19 protein-coding genes are annotated in these 19,618 nt (G+C 60.7%); 17 read left to right on the top strand and 2 right to left on the bottom strand.

Going from position 1 to position 19,618, the window contains the following annotated elements:
• The first annotated feature begins 57 nt into the window (after nucleotides 1-57).
• On the top strand, nucleotides 58-597 hold the full coding sequence (locus tag FE240_RS02700) for a septation protein A (protein ID WP_193003287.1): 540 nt from the start codon (nucleotides 58-60) through the stop codon (nucleotides 595-597).
• A gap of 22 nt (nucleotides 598-619) precedes the next feature.
• Nucleotides 620-916: a YciI family protein gene (locus FE240_RS02695; protein WP_042048552.1), complete on the top strand. Its 297-nt coding sequence runs from the start codon at nucleotides 620-622 to the stop codon at nucleotides 914-916.
• 29 nt (nucleotides 917-945) lie between these two features.
• Here the strand turns inward: FE240_RS02695 and cysQ are convergent, their stop codons facing one another.
• On the bottom strand, nucleotides 946-1,716 hold the full coding sequence (cysQ, locus tag FE240_RS02690; RefSeq protein WP_193003286.1) for a 3'(2'),5'-bisphosphate nucleotidase CysQ: 771 nt from the start codon (nucleotides 1,714-1,716) through the stop codon (nucleotides 946-948).
• Nucleotides 1,717-1,878: 162 nt separating this feature from the next.
• Here cysQ and FE240_RS02685 point away from each other — a divergent pair, with 162 nt between their 5' ends.
• The 3 genes from FE240_RS02685 to FE240_RS02675 all read left to right on the top strand — a co-directional run bounded on the left by FE240_RS02685 (nucleotide 1,879) and on the right by FE240_RS02675 (nucleotide 4,798).
• Nucleotides 1,879-2,193: a ComEA family DNA-binding protein gene (locus tag FE240_RS02685; protein ID WP_193003285.1), complete on the top strand. Its 315-nt coding sequence runs from the start codon at nucleotides 1,879-1,881 to the stop codon at nucleotides 2,191-2,193.
• Between the two features lie 76 nt (nucleotides 2,194-2,269).
• A complete protein-coding gene (gene galU, locus FE240_RS02680; RefSeq protein ID WP_193003284.1) occupies nucleotides 2,270-3,184 on the top strand; it encodes a UTP--glucose-1-phosphate uridylyltransferase GalU in 915 nt (304 codons plus the stop codon).
• 213 nt (nucleotides 3,185-3,397) lie between these two features.
• On the top strand, nucleotides 3,398-4,798 hold the full coding sequence (locus tag FE240_RS02675) for a peptide MFS transporter (RefSeq protein ID WP_193003283.1): 1,401 nt from the start codon (nucleotides 3,398-3,400) through the stop codon (nucleotides 4,796-4,798).
• 41 nt (nucleotides 4,799-4,839) lie between these two features.
• On the opposite strand, the gene FE240_RS02670 is transcribed toward FE240_RS02675, so the two are convergent.
• Nucleotides 4,840-5,814 (bottom strand): response regulator, encoded by a 975-nt coding sequence (locus FE240_RS02670; protein ID WP_193003282.1) that lies wholly within the window; start codon nucleotides 5,812-5,814, stop codon nucleotides 4,840-4,842.
• 291 nt (nucleotides 5,815-6,105) lie between these two features.
• Here FE240_RS02670 and FE240_RS02665 point away from each other — a divergent pair, with 291 nt between their 5' ends.
• The 12 genes from FE240_RS02665 (at nucleotide 6,106) to nuoI (ending at nucleotide 19,612) form a co-directional block, all read left to right on the top strand.
• Entirely contained in the window at nucleotides 6,106-6,783 is a 678-nt protein-coding gene (locus FE240_RS02665; RefSeq protein ID WP_193003281.1) for a DnaT-like ssDNA-binding domain-containing protein, read from the top strand.
• Nucleotides 6,773-7,630 carry a DnaA ATPase domain-containing protein gene (locus FE240_RS02660; RefSeq protein WP_193003280.1) on the top strand — a complete coding sequence of 286 codons (858 nt, stop codon included), beginning with the start codon at nucleotides 6,773-6,775 and terminating at the stop codon, nucleotides 7,628-7,630. Before FE240_RS02665 ends, FE240_RS02660 begins: the two co-directional genes overlap by 11 nt.
• A 1,057-nt stretch (nucleotides 7,631-8,687) precedes the next feature.
• Entirely contained in the window at nucleotides 8,688-9,446 is a 759-nt protein-coding gene (locus FE240_RS02655; RefSeq protein ID WP_042048563.1) for a flagellar motor protein, read from the top strand.
• Nucleotides 9,421-10,296 carry a MotB family protein gene (locus tag FE240_RS02650; RefSeq protein WP_193003279.1) on the top strand — a complete coding sequence of 292 codons (876 nt, stop codon included), beginning with the start codon at nucleotides 9,421-9,423 and terminating at the stop codon, nucleotides 10,294-10,296. The genes FE240_RS02655 and FE240_RS02650 overlap by 26 nt, the downstream gene beginning before the upstream one ends.
• 186 nt (nucleotides 10,297-10,482) lie before the next feature.
• Entirely contained in the window at nucleotides 10,483-10,884 is a 402-nt protein-coding gene (locus FE240_RS02645; RefSeq protein WP_193003278.1) for an NADH-quinone oxidoreductase subunit A, read from the top strand.
• 21 nt (nucleotides 10,885-10,905) lie between these two features.
• Nucleotides 10,906-11,580 (top strand): NuoB/complex I 20 kDa subunit family protein, encoded by a 675-nt coding sequence (locus tag FE240_RS02640; RefSeq protein ID WP_042048566.1) that lies wholly within the window; start codon nucleotides 10,906-10,908, stop codon nucleotides 11,578-11,580.
• A 1-nt stretch (nucleotide 11,581) separates the two neighbouring features.
• Nucleotides 11,582-13,387: an NADH-quinone oxidoreductase subunit C/D gene (nuoC, locus tag FE240_RS02635; protein ID WP_193003277.1), complete on the top strand. Its 1,806-nt coding sequence runs from the start codon at nucleotides 11,582-11,584 to the stop codon at nucleotides 13,385-13,387.
• A 3-nt stretch (nucleotides 13,388-13,390) separates the two neighbouring features.
• A complete protein-coding gene (gene nuoE / locus FE240_RS02630; RefSeq protein WP_084214849.1) occupies nucleotides 13,391-13,933 on the top strand; it encodes an NADH-quinone oxidoreductase subunit NuoE in 543 nt (180 codons plus the stop codon).
• Complete coding sequence (gene nuoF / locus FE240_RS02625) at nucleotides 13,930-15,297, top strand: NADH-quinone oxidoreductase subunit NuoF (protein WP_193003276.1); 1,368 nt, start codon at nucleotides 13,930-13,932, stop codon at nucleotides 15,295-15,297. The genes nuoE and nuoF overlap by 4 nt, the downstream gene beginning before the upstream one ends.
• Before the next feature lie 75 nt (nucleotides 15,298-15,372).
• Complete coding sequence (nuoG, locus tag FE240_RS02620) at nucleotides 15,373-18,096, top strand: NADH-quinone oxidoreductase subunit NuoG (protein WP_193003275.1); 2,724 nt, start codon at nucleotides 15,373-15,375, stop codon at nucleotides 18,094-18,096.
• Complete coding sequence (gene nuoH, locus FE240_RS02615) at nucleotides 18,093-19,058, top strand: NADH-quinone oxidoreductase subunit NuoH (RefSeq protein ID WP_042048572.1); 966 nt, start codon at nucleotides 18,093-18,095, stop codon at nucleotides 19,056-19,058. The genes nuoG and nuoH overlap by 4 nt, the downstream gene beginning before the upstream one ends.
• Nucleotides 19,059-19,069: 11 nt before the next feature.
• Nucleotides 19,070-19,612: an NADH-quinone oxidoreductase subunit NuoI gene (gene nuoI, locus FE240_RS02610; protein ID WP_042048574.1), complete on the top strand. Its 543-nt coding sequence runs from the start codon at nucleotides 19,070-19,072 to the stop codon at nucleotides 19,610-19,612.
• Nucleotides 19,613-19,618: the final 6 nt, after the last annotated feature.

Genomic DNA, 19,618 nt, shown 5'->3' with positions numbered 1-19,618 from the left:
GTTGTGCCCGAACCGACTCGGGTACACTGATTTCCACACCGAATTGACGACCTCGACATGAAACAATTTATCGAATTTATCCCGCTGATCGTCTTCTTTGCGATCTACAAGCTCTACGACATCTATTACGCCACGGCCGCGCTGGTGGTGGTCACTGCCCTGCAACTGCTCTACAACTGGCTGAAATATCGGAAAGTAGAGAAGATGCAGCTCATCACCTTCGTGGTGGTCGCCTTCTTTGGCTCATTGACCCTCATCTTTCACAACGATGCCTTCATCAAGTGGAAGGTCACCGTCATCAACGGACTGTTTGCACTGGCCTTGCTGATCAGCCGCTACGGCTTTGGCAAGAATCTGATCAAACAGATGCTCGGCAAGGAGCTGACCGCTCCGGATGGGATTTGGGATCGCCTCAACCTCGGCTGGGTCGGCTTCTTTGCCCTGTGCGGCGCCCTCAATCTCTATATCGCCTTCAGCCTGCCGCAAGAGGTCTGGGTCAACTTCAAGGTGTTTGGCCTGCTTGGCATGACCCTAGCGTTCACCCTGCTCAGCGGCTTTTATCTCTATCGCCATCTGCCGGCCGAGCAGAAGAAATAGCGTTTAACACAAGGAGAGTCACATGTGGTACCTGATCTACGCCGAAGATGTCCCGGGCAGCCTGCCCATGCGCAAAGAGGCCAGACCGGCCCATCTGGCCCGCCTGCAAACACTGCAAAATGAGGGGCGACTGCTGGTTGCCGGCCCGAACCCGGCCATCGATGCAGAAGATCCGGGCGAGGCAGGCTTTACCGGCTCGACCGTGATCGCCGAATTTGCCTCCTATGCCGAGGCGCGCGCCTGGGCCAATGCCGATCCTTATGTCGCCGCGGGTGTCTACGCCCAGGTGACGGTGAAGCCGTTTAAGAAAGTGTTCTAAAAAAACACCGGGCACTGCCCGGTGTTTTTTTATTCGCTCGCGCTGACCACAAACCAGGGATTGAGGATCTCGGGCTTGTTGTAGCGAAGGGGGACACCTTCCAAGGTGGTCACCTTACCACCCGCCCCTTCGACCACCGCCTGCGCCGCCGCCGTATCCCACTCACACGTGGGGGCCAGTCGCGGATAGAGGTGCGCCTTGCCCTCGGCCACCAGACACAGTTTCAGCGAACTGCCGAGGGAGATAAGCTCCAGGTTATCTCCAAGCGGCGCCAGATAGTCGAGCGTTTCAGCACTGAGGTGGTGGCGACTGCCAACAACCCGCCACCGTTCCCCTTCCTGATGGGGGACGGTGCGTATTGCACTGCGCGCCCCTTGTGCTTCGCGCCACGCCCCCAGCTCGCGCCCCCCTTCCCACAAAACATCCAGCACAGGGGCATAGACCACCCCCCATACGACTCGCTCCCCTTCAATCAATGCGATGTTGACGGTGAACTCCCCATTGCGGGAGACAAACTCCTTGGTGCCATCAAGGGGATCCACCAGCCAGTAACGATGCCATTGGCGACGCGCTTCCTGCACCTGGGCAGGGGACTCTTCCGAGAGCAGCGAAATGGTGGGGGTCAGGTCAGCCATGGCCTGAACAATGCAGTCATGGGCTCTGCGGTCAGCTTCTGTCAGAGGCGAATGGTCGGCTTTGTGCTCGACGGCAAACGCCTGCCCGTAGACATCGAGGATCTCCGCTCCGGCCGCGCGTGCCACGCGACAGACGGCAGCACGCAGCTCAGTGGTTAGCATCATCTTATTTTTCCTCAATTTTTCATCATGTTGCCATCATATAGCAGCGCCAACCGCAGGCTTATAGCCATTCGTGATGGGGTATGCCCGTGTCAAATCTGACATAGGCCCGACAGACCGCTCTCCTAAACCTAAAACGGTTTTTCCACCGTCGAGGAATGCACCATGAAGACACGGAATCTGTTGTTGGCCATGCTACTGGCCGCCCTCCCCCTGACCGGCCTGCAAGCCGCAGAGAAACCCGCCGCCAAGCCCCAGAGCGCAGTGGTGGAGACCACCAGTCCCGGCAAAATCAATATCAATACCGCCAGTACCGAGCAATTAACCCAACTCAAGGGGATCGGAACCAAGAAAGCGCAGGCGATCGTTGATTACCGGGAGAAGCAGGGCAAATTCACCTCGGTCGAACAACTGGCCGATGTCAGCGGTATCGGGCCGGCCACCCTGGAGTCGAACCGGCAGAGCATCGTCGTAAAATAACCCCCGGGCGGCCAGTGGCCGCCCGTTTCTTCTTGGAGTAAGATGCCGGCACTTACTCTCCCAATGGGACTCATCAATGAAAAAGACGCCAAGCGTAGTTCGCAAAGCCATCCTTCCCGTTGCCGGCCTTGGCACCCGCATGCTGCCCGCCACCAAAGCTATCCCCAAAGAAATGCTGCCGGTTGTCGACAAGCCGCTGATCCAATACGTGGTCAATGAAGCCATTGCCGCCGGGATCAAGGAGATCGTCCTCGTAACCCACTCAAGCAAGAACTCCATTGAAAACCATTTCGACAAGAGTTTCGAACTGGAAGCGACGCTAGAGAAGCGGGTAAAACGCCAGCTGCTGGCAGAAGTACAGGCCATCTGCCCGAAAGATGTCACCATCATGCATGTGCGCCAAGGCGAAGCCAAAGGTCTTGGCCACGCCATCCTGTGCGCCCGTCCGCTAATTGGTGACAATCCCTTCGCCGTACTGCTGCCGGATGTACTGCTCGATGATGCCGCCAGTGACCCCAGCCGCGACAACCTCTCCGAGATGGTTCGCCTGTTCGAGGAGCAGCAGGGGGTCAGCCAGATCATGGTGGAAGAGGTGCCGCAGAGCGAAGTCGACAAATATGGTATTGCCGACATCAACGGCGAGACATTAACTGCCGGTATGTCATTGCCGATGCAGGCCATAGTGGAAAAACCAGCCAAGGATGAGTCCCCATCTAACCTCGCCGTCGTCGGCCGCTATGTGCTCTCTTCGAACATCTGGCCGCTGCTGGAGAAAACTCCGCCTGGCGCCGGAGACGAGATCCAGCTGACCGATGCGATTGCCATGCTGATCAATCAGGAGCAGGTCAACGCCTACTTCCTGAAAGGCAAGAGCCACGACTGCGGCAGCAAAATGGGGTACATGAAAGCCAACGTCGAGTATGCGGTACGTCACCGCGAACTTAATGGTGAATTCATCAGTTGGCTGAAAGCGTTTGCCAACCAACTGTAAAATTGAATATTTCTGAATAAATCAGCATAAAAAACTGGGCATCATTCGATGCCCTTTTTTCTTTAAATCAACAAAAAACAATAAAAAAAATAATAAAAATACGTTAAATCATATTCTTGTAATTAACCCACCATTGCTTTATAAGAAATGAGGCTAGTTCCATAGCCCTTGCATAAAATCACAAATAAAACAGTAAACACAGGTGGAAGTTCCATGCAAACCCCGTCTCAAGGGACCTTCTTAGGTCATCCTAAAGGGCTTTTTTTGCTCTTTAGTACCGAACTATGGGAGCGATTCTCCTACTACGGCATGCGTGCCGTTCTGGTTCTCTATCTCACTGCCCAGACTACCAATGGCGGTCTCGGCTGGAATGAAGCCGATGCACTTCGGCTCTACGGCATCTATACCGGTCTGGTCTACATCACCCCGCTCATTGGTGGTTGGCTGGCCGATACCTTCCTCGGTCAACGCCGAGCCATTCTGATAGGCGCGACCCTGATGGCCGCCGGTCAGTTTACCCTGGCCCTCCCCCACTCCCTGTTCCCAGATCAAGTCTTCACCGTTTTCTATTCCGGTCTTGCCCTGCTCATCATTGGTAACGGTCTGTTTAAGCCCAACATCTCCACCATGGTGGGGGACCTCTATGAAGAGGGAGATCACCGCCGTGATGGTGCCTTCACCATCTTCTATATGGGGATCAATCTCGGCTCCCTGCTGACAGGCGTGATCTGTGGCGCCGCTGCCAATGCCTTCGGCTGGCAAGCTGCCTTCGTCGGTGCCGGTATCGGTATGCTGATCTCGCTGCTGCTGCAAGCCACCATGGCCCAGCGCTTTCTGGGTGATATCGGCCGCGTGCCGGCAGCCAAGCGTGCAGTAGAAAAAAGTCTGAACAAACAGAAGAGCCCCTTGACCAAGCAGGAGAGGGATCGCATCAAGGTCATCTTAGTGCTTGGCCTGTTCACCATCATCTTCTGGGCCGGTTTTGAACAAGCCGGGGGGCTGATGAACCTCTATACCCAGGAGTACACCGACCGAATGATCGGCAGTTTTGAAGTCCCTGCCGCATGGTTCCAGTCCTTGAACCCCTTCTTCATCATCACACTGGCACCGATCATCGCCACTGTGTGGGTCAAACTGGGACAACGTGAACCCAACTCCCCGGTCAAGTTCGCTATGGGTCTGCTGTTCCTCGCTATCGGCTTCCTGTTCATGGTCGGAGCCGTACTGCAACAAGGTGGTGACAGTACCGTCAAGACCTCCATGTTCTGGCTGATCGGCGCCTACCTGTTCCATACCCTGGGCGAGCTCTGCCTCTCCCCCATCGGTCTTTCCATGGTGACCAAGCTGGCTCCGCTGCGCCTGGCCTCCCTCATGATGGGTGCCTGGTTCGGCTTCAATGCCCTTGCCAACTATATTGCAGGCTTTATCGGCTCCTTCGTCGGCGAGTCTGGCCCGCTAGCCATCTTCAGTGGCATCGCCGTGGCGGCCACCATCAGCGCCGTCTTGTTGCTACTGATGGCAAACCGTCTGGTCTACTGGATGCATGGTGCCGAAGGTCCGGCCACCCATCAGGAGGCCGCAGATCAAGGGAAGCCACACGCTTCCACCATCTGATGGATCTCAATGAGAGAGGGCGCCCTAGGCGCCCTTTTTTGTTACTGCTGATGCTGGATACATAGATTGAGTTCCGCCCCGGATTCATTGCTGACCTGTAGCGAGAAGGGGGCATGCCAACTACGGCGGTGCAAGGGATAGTCGGTATCACGCAGTAGCCCAAGTGGCATGCCACCGCAACGCGCCAACCAGTGGGGCGAGGCCAGACCCGCATTAGCCAGCAGCAGGTTGTCATCGGGTGAGAAGAGCAGCGCCGCCACGCTGACAGGCTGGCGGATCCCCGATTCACACAGGTGCCAGTTGAGATAACTGAGCAGCTTCGCTGGCTGCTCTAACAGCCGGCTCTCTCCCTCTTGATACTGGCGATAAGGGCCGTTCATCAACATGCGGACCAATGCCGAACAGAAAGGGCCATCCTGCCCGAGCAGCGGCAGCTCCATCACTAAGATGAGCAGGGAACGGGAGACCCGAAAGCTCTCGACGATGAACAGATGGCCCATCCCCTCGCTGGTCACCTGCCACGGCCCCCACTCCTGCAGGGTCGAGTCCAGCTGCTGCCTCACCATACGGGTTGCCAGGCGATCGTCGCGCCGCAGCGCATCCATGTGCTCAAGCAGCTCAAGCTGCTGCATCGCACTCGGGGTCTGGTTCAGGGATTGTTCGATGCTAAAGCGCACCAGTTCCCAGTCACGGATGGGTTTGATCAGAAAATCCCTGGCACCCGCCCGGAGCACCCGTGCCACCACATCCATCCGGCTCTGGGCCGAAATCACGATGATCGGCAGCTCGGGATAGCGCACCCGCAGGCAAGCCAGCACCTCATGGCCATCCATCGCCGGCATATTGAGATCACACAGCACCAGCTCGGGTTTATGCAAAGCGGCGGCAGCCACCCCCTCAATCCCGTCTTCGGCCTCGAACACACGGGCCCCACAGATCTCCAGATAGCAGACCAGCTGATGGCGAAAGATCGCATCATCCTCGATGACCAGTATTCGGATTCCGGTTTCCAACATACAGCGACGGCTCGGCAAGAGGGTGAAAAGGGGAAGGCATCGCCATTAAGACTAGTTCAGCTCAAAGGGCGTGCACCACGATTGCCTGAGAATAATATTCCGGTCAATAGCGTTCTATGTCAGAAAACATGCCAGCCGGTTGGCCATCGTTCGCCATTAATTCGGTGTAGATGGTCTGTTCGACTCCGTTTCCCCTGCGACAGGGGCGCATTTTCACCCTACGATGCGCTCGTTTGTCTGCAACGCCCGCTTCGGGGATAATGCTCGCAGGAACCTTCTCCAATAAGCCATATGACCCCAGCCGAATACAGTGCGCTCGAACACCCCCGCCTCTCCCACCCGGCCCGCACGCTCTACTGCCTGCAACTGCGCCGGATCTGGTTGGAGCATCAACCCCGGGTCATCAATTACCCGGTGCTTGGGCGTGCCCTGGCGGTCGTGGATCCGGGCGATCCCTCCGGTTTCAGCTTTCAGGTCAATGCCAGGCAACTGACCGGCCTGCTCGATGAACTGGTCATGGCCGGGCTGCTCGAGTGCGAGCAAAGCGGTGAGCACTATCACCAGCAAACCTTCCGATTGCCCCTGCTGGAGGAGGAGACCAGCTCTCCACTGCCCCAGCGCCCCTTCCCCATGCATCTGCACTGGCGACCCGATGATGCCCTGCCCGCCCTTGCTAGGTTGTGTGGCGTTATCGATTGCAGCTACGGCGAGGAAGAACTTGGCGAATTTATCGCCTACTGGCTGGGGAGACCTGAGGTGTTCGAAAACCAGCATCAGTGGATGCTCAAGTTTGTCCGGGCGATCAAGACCCGGCGCTATATCCGCCGCCCCCCAGCAGAGTCTGGCGCCCAAGGCTATCAGCAGGCCCGCCCGCCAGTCGCCGAATCAGGCCCCAGCCGCCGGGCCCAGGAAATGATTGAAGAGGCCAAGCGCCTGACCCAGCAAAAGGAACAAGATGATGTCCAATGAGCAGGATCCCCTGAAAGAGGCGCTGGCTGACATCGAGGCCAAACGCCAGCAGATCCAGCACGAAAAAAAGCGAGGACGCCAGCCCCATGATCCCGATCTGCAACGCCATGTCGGCACACTGCTGGATCGGATCCGTCGCCTGCAACGCGAGACCGGCGGCTCACACTACGAGTACGAGGCCCTGCGCAAAGAGTACGAGGCCAAAGCCAATGCCGAGGTACGCGAACTGCAAAAACAGGCGCGTCAGGAGCGGATCTCGCGCCTCATCGCCCAAGCCGACCTGAACCCGGAGTGGGTGTTTGAACGCATGGATCACGACGATCCCAGCCTGCAATACCCTATCGAAACCGCTCGCTACTTCATCAGCGGCTTCGAACATTGGGAAAAGAGCGGCGGCGGCTGCATGCTCATCTATGGCGACTATGGCACCGGTAAATCTACTCTGGCTGGCGCGGTGGCTCATGAACTCATCGAACGCCACCAGAAGTCGGTGATCTTCCAGCAATGGGCCTCCATCGTCGATCGCCTGTTCTTCAACGTCATTGGAGATCAGGAGGAGCGCAACCAGTACCGCCGAGCCTTGGAAGAGGTCGATTTGCTGATCATCGATGAGGTGGCGGCAAACCGCGCCAAGCTGGCCGAAAGCCAGTCCAGCTTCCTCGGCCACCTGCTGCGCCGGCGTCGCAACCTCTCCCGAAGTGTCATTCTCATCACCAACCACTCACCGGAAAGCCTGCACCGCGCCATCGGCGACTTCAGCTTTGAAGCCATCAAGGCCTTCAATCCGGTCGACATTCACCTCGCAGGGCCGAGCCGTCGTCCCAACATCGGTCACTATTCCGGCTGAAAAAACGAGGCCCACTATCTTGAGATAGTGGGCCTTGAAAAAGGTGCTACGGAATTGCGACTTACGCCGCAAGAAACTTTAGAAGGGGACACCTTCTAAATTGGCAACAGCGATAATAACGGCGCGCAAACGTTTTACATAGCCTCTACACACAGAACTGAGAGATATCTCTCAGTTCTGTGGCTCCTGCACCTCTTGTTTCCAATCACGACACTCACCAGCCCAAAGCCGGGTATGGATGCCATGACGAAGCACCCAGCACTGCATCGCGGTGACAAACTGTCCTGGCCTGTATCCCTCCGGCCCTGGTAGCAGGATAACCCAGAGGCGGGAACCATCATCAAGCAGCCAGTGTCCCCCACCTAGCGGTGACACCAACATCCCCGTCAACTCGGCGATGCACACCTCTTCACTATCCGGCGCCTCATCCCGACAGCGGACAAACTCCCGGTAAAGGCCAAATTCTGCCAGTTCACACAGGATAGAAAGTCCCACCTTGCACGCCATACTATCCCTCCGAAGGGCGTCATTGGAGACATAGTGGTTAGGACAACAAGAAAATGAAACAACCAGTTTACATTTTGGTGAGCGCCGCCACAAAGATTAAAAATCACGTCACATACAGACAAATGATGTCGCCAATGCAGCATCATTCGATATATCTCACCAATTCAGACGGATATAACCACATCCTCATGCCAAGAAATTCAAGGCACATCTCCTCCCGCTCACACCGCTAACCCGAGTGCCGTCCTGGCCTGTGGCGCACCAGCCCCTTGGTTAACCACAGTCAACTTAAATCAGCCCCATACGAAACCCAAACTAGTAAAAGGAGAAGGCTATCCACGACACTGCGCATCTTCTTTCCCCCTCCTTTTTCGTCCCCACAGCAAGTCGGAAACGAAATCATGACTTATCACTCAATGCAGAATTAATCTGTTGTTTCATATATGGATATAGATCATGCTTCGACTTACCATGGCGGGCCCTGCCGGCTCTTCGCAGCCAGGTGTGGCCTGGCGAAACTCATGACATTTGACGCAAAGGATACGCAGCAATGAGTTTGATTGGTGTACTGTTTGCCGTCCTCGTGATCCTCGGTGGCAACATGATCGAGGGCGGTCACCCGAGCGCCCTGCTTGACCTGCCGGCCTTCATGATCGTGATCGGGGGAACCATAGGCGCAGCCATGACCCAATTTCCCTTCTCGGTCATCGGCGCCTCCATGAAACGCTTCAAGTGGCTGATAAGCCCCCTGCGCACCGACCTGCGTGCCCAATCCGAACTGCTGCAAGAGCTGGCAGGCAATGCCCGCCGCAATGGCATGCTGGCGCTGGAGGGCATGCTCGATCAGATCCAGGATCCCTTCCTGCGCAAGGGGATCCAGATGATGGTCGACGGCTATGAGAAAGAGAAGATCCACGAAGTGCTGGAGAACGAGATCGAGTTCGAGCACGAAGACATAGAGCAGACCGTCAAATTCTATGAGGCCATGGGCGGCTACTGCCCCACCATGGGGATCGTCGGGGCTGTGTTTGGCCTGATCCACGCCATGGGACTGCTGGATGCCCCAGACAAGCTCGGCGGCGCCATCGCCGTGGCCTTTATCGCCACCATCTACGGGGTATCGGCGGCCAACCTCATCTTTCTCCCCTTCGGCAACCGCTATAAAGCCTTTGCCCATCAGATCCGCCACTACAAGGAGATGACCCTCACCGGCATCATGTGCATCATGGATGGTGAATCTCAGCAGCGCCTGCAGATCAGCCTGAGCCCCTACACAGGAGAAGATGGCAATGAAAAAGAAAAAGGCTGAAGCGCCCGAGAATCATGAGCGCTGGCTGGTCTCCTATGCCGACTTCATGACCCTGCTGTTCGCCCTGTTCGTGGTGCTCTACTCCTTCGCCATGGCCAAGCAGTCCGAGGTGCGGGTCATCATTCAGGGCTTTATCCAGTCACTCGGCAAGATTGGGCTCATCTCCCCGCCAGCCGGCTCCCCCGTCTTGCAGGGCGGCACCGGCATCCTTGAGCCAGAATCACGCAGCACCATCAGCACCGAGAACAAGCCGAGCGTGATGGAGAGCGATCACGCCCCCGCCTCCGACCCCATCAATGAGACCATAGGCCAGTCGGCCAAACCGGATCAGACCAACTCCTGGCCCCATCCCAGCCCGGAAACCCAGGGTTGGATCAAACAGAGCAAAGAGAAGCTGGAGCACAGCCTCAAGAGCCAGATCGAAAGCAAGGAGATCGAGGTGGAACAGCTCGGTAGCCAGCTGGTGATCCGCATCGGTGAGAAGGCGCTGTTTCCCGCCGATTCCGCCTTTTTGCAACCCCAGTTCATCCCGCTACTGGAGAAGATCGCCACTGTGCTGACCACGATTCCGGGCTCCGTCACCGTGACTGGACATACCGACAACTCCACGCCCCCTGCCGAGCTTTACCGGGACAATTGGGAACTTTCGGTACTGCGCGCCGCCGCCGTGGTACACACCCTGATCACCAACAAGGATCTCGCCGCCAGCCGCGTTGTCGCTCAAGGCCGCGCCGATGCCCAGCCCCGCTTTGCCAATGACAACCCGGAGCATCGCCAGGCCAACCGCCGCGTCGAGATCACCTTGTCGCAGGGCTCCCCCAGCGAGCAGCAGCTTCCTATGCTCCACTAGCGTCTCAACATAGGTAAAGCCCCTTCAAATGAGAAGTGTTTTTATTTACCAAATAAAAACATGACCACCATCAAGCGTTACGATTAATTAAAAAGCATCACAAATGCGTCACGTTGCGCTATCAAGCAGTTACATAAGATGACATCATTACCCTGCCGTTTCACTCTTCGGTAGGGAACACCGCATATGTTGTCTGGAGTCATAGCGCAACACTGGGCTTTCACTGTCTATGTGATTGGCGCTTTTGCCATTTGCTTCACCATGATCGGCCTCGCAGCCCTGCTGGGTGGCCGCGCCAAGGGGCGAGCCAAGAACAAGCCTTTCGAATCGGGCGTCGACTCTGTCGGCAACGCCCGCTTACGCTTTTCTGCCAAGTTCTATCTGGTTGCCATGTTCTTCGTCATCTTCGACGTTGAAGCCCTCTATCTCTTTGCCTGGTCGGTCTCGGTGCGCGAGAGCGGCTGGGTCGGCTTTGCCGAAGCCGCCATTTTCATTGTGTTGCTACTGGTCGGCCTACTCTATCTGTGGCGTATCGGCGCCCTCGAGTGGTCGCCCAAGAAAAAGCCGCTCAACCAGCACCAGGATTAACGCCTTTTCTGAGGTTTGCGCATGAAGTACACCCTGACCCGGATCGACCCAGACGCGCCCATCGAGCGCTATCCGCAAGAACAACGCCAGACCGTAGACGACCCTCTGGCCCAGCATGCCGAGCGGGGCATCCTGCTCGGGCGGGTGGAGGAGGTGTTGCACGACGCCGTCAACTGGGGCCGCAAGAACTCACTGTGGCCCTATAACTTCGGCATCTCCTGCTGCTATGTGGAGATGTGTACCGCCTTCACCTCTCCCCACGACGTGGCCCGCTTCGGAGCCGAGGTCATCCGTGCCTCGCCGCGCCAGGCGGACTTCATGGTGATCGCCGGCACCCCCTTCATCAAGATGGCCCCGGTCATCCAGCGCCTCTACGAGCAACTGCTCGAGCCCAAGTGGGTCATCTCCATGGGTGCCTGTGCCAACTCAGGGGGCATGTATGACATCTACTCCGTGGTGCAGGGGGTCGACAAATTCCTGCCGGTCGACGTCTACATTCCGGGCTGCCCGCCCCGTCCCGAGGCCTTCCTCGAAGCCCTGATGCTGTTGCAGGACTCCATTGGTAAGGAGCGCCGCCCCCTCTCCTGGGTCGCCGGCGATCAGGGGATCTACCGCCCCCAACTGGAAGCGCTCAAAGAACGCAAGCGTGGCGAGCGGATCGCCGTGAAGAACCTGCGCACCCCGGACGAGAGCTGATATGCGACTGACCAACCAATTTCCGACCAATCCCGCGATGGCGCTCTGGCAACCGAGCGACCATCTGGACGCGCCGATCTTGGGTGAACTGTTCGCCCACTTCGGGGCCGAACGCTTCACCGTGCAGAGCACCCGCACCGGGGTGCCGGTGCTCTGGCTGCCGCGCGAGCTGCTCATCGACGTGCTGCGTTTCGTCAAGCACCAACCCAAGCCGTTTGTGATGCTCTACGACCTGCACGGGGTCGACGAGCGGATGCGCAGCCACCGCGAAGGGCTACCGGCGGCCGACTTCACCGTCTTCTATCACCTGATCTCCATCGACCGTAACAGCGATCTGATGCTCAAGGTGGCGCTGCAAGAGAGCGATCTGCACCTGCCGACCGCCACCGGCGAGTTCCCCAACGCCAACTGGTACGAGCGCGAGGTGTGGGATCTGCTGGGGATCACCTTCGACGGCCACCCGCACCTGACCCGCATCATGATGCCCAAGAGCTGGCAAGGGCACCCGCTGCGCAAAGACTACCCGGCGCGCGCCACCGAATTTGACCCCTTCATGCTCGATGCCGCCAAGCAAGACATGGAGCAGGAGAACCTGCTGTTCAAGCCCGAAGAGTGGGGCATGGCCCGTGGCAACGAGAACGAGGACTACATGTTCCTGAACCTCGGCCCGAACCATCCCTCCGCCCACGGAGCGTTTCGCCTGGTGCTGCAACTCGACGGCGAAGAGATCCGCGATTGCGTGCCCGATATCGGTTATCACCACCGCGGCGCCGAGAAGATGGGCGAGCGCCAGTCCTGGCACAGCTACATCCCCTACACCGACCGGGTCGAGTACCTGGGCGGCGTGATGAACAACCTCCCCTACGTGCTCTCGGTCGAGAAGCTGGCCGGCATCAAGGTGCCGCAGCGGGTCGACATGATCCGGGTGATGTTGGCCGAGCTGTTCCGCATCCAGAGCCACCTGTTGTTCATCGGTACCTACATCCAAGACGTGGGGGCCATGACCCCGGTCTTTTTCACCTTCACCGACCGCCAGCGCATCTACAACATCATCGAGGCGATCACCGGGGCGCGGATGCACCCGGCCTGGTTCCGCATCGGAGGGGTAGCGCACGACCTGCCCAAAGGGTGGCGCCAGCTCATCAAGGAGAACCTGCTCGACTGGCTGCCCGCCCGCCTCAAGGATTACGAGAAGGCGGCCATGCGCAACAGCATCCTTAAGGGGCGCACCATAGGCGTCGCCGCCTACTCGACCGAGCAGGCGCTGGCCTGGGGCACGACCGGCGGCGGCCTGCGTGCCACCGGCCTCAATTTCGATATCCGCAAGTGGCGTCCCTACTCGGGCTACGACCAGTTCGAGTTCGAGGTGCCGGTGGGCGCCAACGGTGATGCTTACGATCGCGCCCTGGTGCGTCTTGAGGAGATGCGCCAGAGCATGCGCATCATCGCTCAGTGCGTCGAGCACATGCCGGAGGGGCCGTTCAAGGCCGATCACCCGCTCACCACGCCCCCTCCGAAGGAGCGCACCCTGCAACACATCGAGACCCTCATCAACCACTTCCTGCAAGTGTCATGGGGGCCTGTGATGCCCGCCGCCGAGTCATTCCAGATGATCGAGGCGACCAAGGGGGTCAACAGCTACTACCTGACCAGTGACGGCTCCACCATGAGCTACCGCACCCGGGTGCGGACACCGAGTTTTGCCCACTTGCAGCAGATCCCCTCGGTGATCCGCGGCCAGATGGTGTCAGATCTCATCGTCTATCTGGGCAGTATCGATTTCGTTATGTCGGATGTGGATCGCTAAGCCATGAGCCACCAGCAATGTCAGTGCCAAAGCGGCGCATTACAACAAGATGCACACGGGTGCCAGGGCAAGGACGCCTTCGTCCTCTCCGACGCCGAGCGTGATGCCATCACCCATGAAAAACACCACTACGAGGACCCCAGGGCCGCCAGCATCGAGGCACTCAAGATAGTGCAGCAGGCCCGCGGCTGGGTGCCCGACGGCGCCATTCCCGCCATCGCCGCCGAGCTGGGGATCCCGGCCAGCGACGTGGAGGGGGTCGCCACCTTCTACAGCCAGATCTTCCGCCAGCCGGTTGGGCGCCACATCATCCGCGTCTGCGACAGCATGGTCTGCTACATCAACGGCCATGAGGGGGTGCTCGCCACCCTCAAGGACGAACTCGGGATAGCACCGGGCCAGACCAGCAGCGACGGCCGCTTCACCCTGCTGCCGGTCTGTTGCCTCGGCAACTGCGACAAGGGGCCGGCCATGATGATCGACGATGACACCTACGGTGGCCTGGATGCCGCCGCGCTCAAGCAGACGCTGGAGGGCTACCAATGAGACTCTCCTCACTGGGCACCGCCAACCGCACGGCGCGCGCGGCCGAGACCCACCCGCTCACCTGGCGGCTGCGCGATGACGGCCAGCCGGTGTGGCTGGACGAATACCAGAGCAAGCAGGGCTACGACGCCGCCCGCAAGGCCCTCACCCAGATGAGCCCGGACGAGATCGTCGGCACCGTCAAGGATGCCGGCCTCAAGGGGCGTGGCGGCGCCGGCTTCCCGACCGGCGTGAAGTGGGGGTTGATGCCTAAGGACGAGAGCCTGAACCTGCGCTACCTGCTGTGCAACGCCGACGAGATGGAGCCCAACACCTACAAGGATCGGCTGCTGATGGAGCAACTGCCCCACCTGCTGATCGAGGGGATGATCATCAGTGCCAAGGCGCTGAAGGCCTACCGCGGCTACATCTTCCTGCGCGGTGAGTACGTCGATGCGGCAGCCAACCTGCGCCGCGCGGTGATCGAGGCCAAGGCCGCCGGCCTGCTCGGCAAGAACATCCTCGGCTCGGGCTTTGACTTCGAGCTGTTTGTGCACACCGGCGCCGGCCGCTACATCTGCGGCGAGGAGACGGCCCTCATCAACTCGCTGGAGGGGCGCCGAGCCAACCCGCGTGCCAAACCCCCCTTCCCCGCCGTCTCCGGCGTCTGGGGCAAGCCTACCTGCGTCAACAACGTCGAGACCCTGTGCAACGTGCCGGCCATCGTCGGCAACGGCGTGACCTGGTACCAGGGGCTGGCACTGGCCGGCTCTGAGGATCACGGCACCAAGCTGATGGGCTTCTCCGGCAAGGTGAAAAACCCAGGGCTGTGGGAGCTGCCTTTTGGCATCACGGCCCGCGAGCTGTTCGAGGAGTATGCCGGCGGCATGCGCGACGGCTATCGCCTCAAGGCGTGGCAGCCGGGCGGCGCCGGCACCGGCTTCCTGCTGCCCGAGCACCTCGATGCCCAGATGTACACCGCCGGTATCGGCAAGGTCGGCACCCGGATGGGAACCGGCCTCGCCATGGCGGTGGACGACAGCATCAACATGGTCTCGTTGCTGCGCAACATGGAGGAGTTCTTCGCCCGCGAATCGTGCGGCTGGTGCACCCCATGCCGTGACGGCCTGCCGTGGAGCGTCAAGCTGCTGCGCGCCATCGAACTCGGCGAGGGACAAAGCGGCGATATCGAGACCCTGGAGCGCCTGTGCCGCCAGCTCGGCCCGGGCAAGACCTTCTGTGCCCACGCCCCCGGCGCCGTCGAGCCACTCGGCAGCGCCATCAAGTACTTCCGCTCGGAGTTCGAGGCAGGGATCAAGGGTACGGGTGACAACCGTAAGGCAATCAAGGGCGTACAGCCCAACCTGCTGGATCAACGCTGGTAGGAAGCGGCCCGGAAGGCTCCGGGCTCGCATCAATCCCACCCGTACCGGTAGTTCGTTGCGAAGGAATCATGCTGTATGGCAACCATTCATGTTGATGGCAAGGAATACGAAGTCGACGGAGCAGACAACCTGCTGCAAGCCTGTCTCTCCCTTGGCCTGGATATCCCCTATTTCTGCTGGCACCCGGCGCTTGGCAGCGTCGGCGCCTGCCGCCAGTGTGCGGTAAAACAGTATCAAAATGCCGATGACAAGCGCGGCCGCCTGGTCATGTCATGCATGACCCCGGCCAGCGACGGCACCTATATCGCCATTGAAGACGAAGAGGCGAAAGAGTTCCGCCAGAGCGTGGTGGAGTGGCTGATGACCAACCACCCCCACGACTGCCCGGTGTGCGAAGAGGGGGGCGCCTGTCACCTGCAAGACATGACGGTGATGACAGGCCATAACAGCCGCAGCTACCGCTTCACCAAGCGCACCCACCAGAATCAAGATCTCGGCCCCTTCGTGGCCCACGAGATGAACCGCTGCATCGCCTGTTACCGCTGCGTCCGTTACTACAAGGACTATGCCGGTGGCGAGGATCTCGGCGTCTACGGCGCCCACGACAACGTCTACTTCGGCCGGGTCGAGAGCGGCACCCTGGAGAGCGAGTTCTCCGGCAACCTGGTCGAGGTCTGCCCGACCGGGGTGTTCACCGACAAGACCCACTCCGAGCGGTTCAACCGCAAATGGGACATGCAGTTCGCCCCCAGCGTCTGCCAGCAGTGCTCGGTGGGCTGCAACATCAGCCCAGGTGAGCGCTACGGCGAGCTGCGCCGCATCGAGAACCGCTACCACGGCGCCATCAACCACTACTTCCTGTGCGACCGCGGCCGCTTCGGCTATGGCTGGGTCAACCGGGAAGACCGGCCGCGCCAGCCGCTGCTGCGCGACGGTGACAGCCACCTCAGCATCACCCGCGAGGGCGGAATCAACCGCGCCGCCGACGCCCTGCGTTCGGCCCGTGGCGTGATCGGCATCGGCTCGCCGCGTGCCAGCCTCGAGAGCAACTTTGCCCTGCGCGAGCTGGTCGGCGCCGAGCGCTTCTCCAGCGGCATCGAGCGCAGCGAGTGGGAGTGCCTGACCCTGATGCACACCGTGCTGACCGAGAGCGGCGTGCGCACCCCGAGCCTGCGCGACATGGAGGAGGCCGACGCCATCCTGATCCTCGGCGAAGACGTCACCCAGAGTGCCGCCCGCATCGCACTGGCCCTGCGCCAGGCGGTCAAGGGCAAGGCGCGCGCCAAGGCCAAGGCAATGAAGGTCGACCTGTGGCAGGTCGCCGCCGTGGCGACCCTGGGTCAGCACGATCGCTGGCCGCTGCTCATCACCGGCACCCACCCGAGCCGGTTGGACGACGTGGCCGAGGCCACTTGGCACGGCGCCCCGCTCGACCAGGCCCGCCTCGGCTTTGCCATCGCCCACCAGCTCTGTGACAGCGCCCCCGCGGTCACCGATCTGGACGAGGCCACCGCGGCCCTGGCCCACCAGTGGGCCGAGCTGCTGGCCGGCGCCAAGAAACCGCTCATCATCGCCGGCGCCCAGGCGCGCACCCCGGCGCTGATTGAGGCGGCTGCCAACCTCTCCCGCGCCCTCAAGCAGCGCGGTCAGGAGGCAGAGCTGGCGCTGGTCGGCGCCGAGGTCAACTCCCTGGGGCTGGCCATGCTCGGCGGTATGCCGCTCGAGGCCGCCTTCGAGGCCATCGAGAGCGAGGCAGACCAAACCCTGCTGGTGCTGGAAAACGATCTCTATCGCCGCGCCCCGCGTGAGCGGGTCGATGCCGCGCTGAGCCGACTGCACCAGCTCATCGTCATCGATCATCAAGAGACCGCCACCACAGCGCGGGCCAACCTGGTGCTGCCGGCCGCCACCTTCGCCGAAGGGGATGGCACCCAGATCAACATGGAGGGGCGCGCCCAGCGCCTGTTCCAGGTGTTCGATCCCCACTGGTATCAGCCGGACGTGCTGATACAGGAGAGCTGGCGCTGGTTGAGCGCACTGGAAGGCGCCGTACTCGGCGAGGCGCCGCGCTGGTCCACGTGGAGCGACGTCTGCCACGCCTGCATCGACGCCTATCCGGTACTGGCCCCGATGACCGAGCCGGCCCCCAACGCCGGTCTGCGCATCCGTGGCATGAAGCTGGCCCGTGAGCCGCACCGCTACAGCGGCCGCACCTCCATGCTGGCCGATCGCAACGTGCACGAGCCGCGGGTGGCGCAGGATCAAGACTCGCCGTTCGTCTTCTCCATGGAAGGCTACGCCGGTGCCCGCCAACCGCTCTCCCAAGTGCCGTTTGCCTGGGCGCCGGGGTGGAACTCGCCGTCGGCCTGGAACAAATTCCAGGACGAAGTGGGCGGCCACCTGCGCGCCGGCGACCCCGGTCGCCGCCTGATTGAGCCGGGTCACGACACCCTGACTTGGTTCCAGGCACCGGCCCCCTTCAGCGCCCCCACCAGCGGGTTGCAGGTGGTGAGCCTCGCCCGCCTGTTCGGCAGCGAGGAGCTCTCGGCCAAAAGCCCGGTCTTCCAGCAGCGCATGGGCGTGCCGGAAGGGCTGCTGAGCCCGGCCGATGCCGCCCGCCTGCAAGTGCAAGATGGCCAGAAGATCGCCTTCAGCTGGGGCGGTAACCACTGGCAATGCCTGGTGCGGGTGAGCGAGCACTTCCCGACCGGTCTGGTCGGCCTGCCGCTTGGCATGGAGGGGCTGCCGACCGCCATGCACCACGCCGTGCTTCACGATCTCAAGGAGGCGATCGCATGAGCGACGAACTGCTGAACCTGCTGATGGAGGTGGGCAAGGCGCTGGTGATCCTGGTGGCCGTGATCGGGGCCGGCGCCTTCATGAGCTTCATCGAGCGGCGCCTGCTGGGGCTGTGGCAGGATCGCCACGGCCCCAACCGGGTGGGCCCGTTTGGCCTGCTGCAACTGGCGGCGGACATGATCAAGATGTTCTTCAAGGAGGACTGGATCCCGCCGTTCGCCGATCGCCGCCTGTTTGTGCTGGCGCCCATCATCGCCTTCACCGCCTTCATCCTGGCCTTCGCCGTGGTGCCGGTGACCCCCACCTGGGGCGTTGCCGATCTCAATGTCGGCCTGCTCTACATCCTGGCCATCGCCGGGATGGCGGTGTACGCGGTGCTGTTTGCCGGCTGGTCGAGCAACAACAAGTACTCCCTGCTCGGCAGCCTGCGTGCCTCGGCCCAGACCCTCTCCTACGAGGTGTTCCTCGGTCTGTCGCTGATGGGCATCGTCATCCAGACCGGCAGCTTCAACCTGCGCGACATCGTCGAGGCCCAGGCGGGACTGTGGAACATAGTGCCCCAGTTCCTCGGCTTCATTACCTTCCTGTTCGCCGGTGTGGCGGTGACCCACCGTCACCCTTTCGATCAACCGGAAGCCGAGCAGGAGCTGGCCGACGGCTACCACATCGAGTACGCCGGCATGAAGTGGGGTCTGTTCTTCGTGGGTGAGTACATCGGCATCGTGCTGATCTCCTCGCTCATCGTGACCCTCTTCTTCGGCGGCTGGCACGGCCCCTGGCTGCCCCCCATCCTCTGGTTCGCCCTGAAGACGGCCTGTTTCATCGTCTTCTTCATCCTGCTGCGGGCCTCCCTGCCACGCCCGCGCTTCGATCAGGTGATGGCGTTCGGCTGGAAGGTGTGTCTGCCCCTGACCCTGCTCAACATGCTGGTCACCGGGGCGCTGGTGTTGGTCAATGCGTGAGGCGAGATGAGATGAAGATCGTCAGTATTATCAAGGGGGTCGGCTCCCAACTGCGCAGCCTGGCCATGGTGTTTTCCCACTCCTGGCGCCCGCGCGAAACCCTGAACTATCCGGAGCAGGCGGTGCCGCTCCCTCCGCGCTATCGCGGCCGCATCGTGCTGACCCGCGATCCGGACGGCGACGAGCGCTGCGTGGCGTGCAACCTGTGCGCCGTGGCCTGCCCGGTCGGCTGCATCTCGCTGCAAAAGTCCGAACGCGAGGACGGCCGCTGGTACCCGGAGTTCTTTCGCATCAACTTCTCGCGCTGCATCTTCTGCGGTCTGTGCGAGGAGGCCTGCCCGACCACGGCGATCCAGCTCACCCCGGATTTCGAGATGGGCGAGTATCGCCGCCAAGATCTGGTGTACGAGAAAGAGGATCTCCTCATCAGCGGCCCGGGCAAGTACCCGGATTACAACTTCTACCGCATGAGCGGGATGGCCATCGACGGCAAGCCCAAGGGCGCCGCCGAGAACGAGGCCAAGCCCATCGATGTGAAGAGCCTGTTGCCCTGAGGAGCC

It is taken from the genome of Aeromonas simiae (assembly GCF_014892695.1).
Lineage (GTDB): Bacteria > Pseudomonadota > Gammaproteobacteria > Enterobacterales > Aeromonadaceae > Aeromonas > Aeromonas simiae.
This window is presented reverse-complemented; position numbering and strand designations above follow the sequence as displayed.

Coding starts and splice junctions, on each gene's coding strand:
- FE240_RS02700 (WP_193003287.1), top strand. CDS start 58: ATGAAACAATTTATCGAATTTATCCCGCTGATCGTCTTCTTTGCGATC.
- FE240_RS02695 (WP_042048552.1), top strand. CDS start 620: ATGTGGTACCTGATCTACGCCGAAGATGTCCCGGGCAGCCTGCCCATG.
- cysQ (WP_193003286.1), bottom strand. CDS start 1,716: ATGATGCTAACCACTGAGCTGCGTGCTGCCGTCTGTCGCGTGGCACGC.
- FE240_RS02685 (WP_193003285.1), top strand. CDS start 1,879: ATGAAGACACGGAATCTGTTGTTGGCCATGCTACTGGCCGCCCTCCCC.
- galU (WP_193003284.1), top strand. CDS start 2,270: ATGAAAAAGACGCCAAGCGTAGTTCGCAAAGCCATCCTTCCCGTTGCC.
- FE240_RS02675 (WP_193003283.1), top strand. CDS start 3,398: ATGCAAACCCCGTCTCAAGGGACCTTCTTAGGTCATCCTAAAGGGCTT.
- FE240_RS02670 (WP_193003282.1), bottom strand. CDS start 5,814: ATGTTGGAAACCGGAATCCGAATACTGGTCATCGAGGATGATGCGATC.
- FE240_RS02665 (WP_193003281.1), top strand. CDS start 6,106: ATGACCCCAGCCGAATACAGTGCGCTCGAACACCCCCGCCTCTCCCAC.
- FE240_RS02660 (WP_193003280.1), top strand. CDS start 6,773: ATGTCCAATGAGCAGGATCCCCTGAAAGAGGCGCTGGCTGACATCGAG.
- FE240_RS02655 (WP_042048563.1), top strand. CDS start 8,688: ATGAGTTTGATTGGTGTACTGTTTGCCGTCCTCGTGATCCTCGGTGGC.
- FE240_RS02650 (WP_193003279.1), top strand. CDS start 9,421: ATGGCAATGAAAAAGAAAAAGGCTGAAGCGCCCGAGAATCATGAGCGC.
- FE240_RS02645 (WP_193003278.1), top strand. CDS start 10,483: ATGTTGTCTGGAGTCATAGCGCAACACTGGGCTTTCACTGTCTATGTG.
- FE240_RS02640 (WP_042048566.1), top strand. CDS start 10,906: ATGAAGTACACCCTGACCCGGATCGACCCAGACGCGCCCATCGAGCGC.
- nuoC (WP_193003277.1), top strand. CDS start 11,582: ATGCGACTGACCAACCAATTTCCGACCAATCCCGCGATGGCGCTCTGG.
- nuoE (WP_084214849.1), top strand. CDS start 13,391: ATGAGCCACCAGCAATGTCAGTGCCAAAGCGGCGCATTACAACAAGAT.
- nuoF (WP_193003276.1), top strand. CDS start 13,930: ATGAGACTCTCCTCACTGGGCACCGCCAACCGCACGGCGCGCGCGGCC.
- nuoG (WP_193003275.1), top strand. CDS start 15,373: ATGGCAACCATTCATGTTGATGGCAAGGAATACGAAGTCGACGGAGCA.
- nuoH (WP_042048572.1), top strand. CDS start 18,093: ATGAGCGACGAACTGCTGAACCTGCTGATGGAGGTGGGCAAGGCGCTG.
- nuoI (WP_042048574.1), top strand. CDS start 19,070: ATGAAGATCGTCAGTATTATCAAGGGGGTCGGCTCCCAACTGCGCAGC.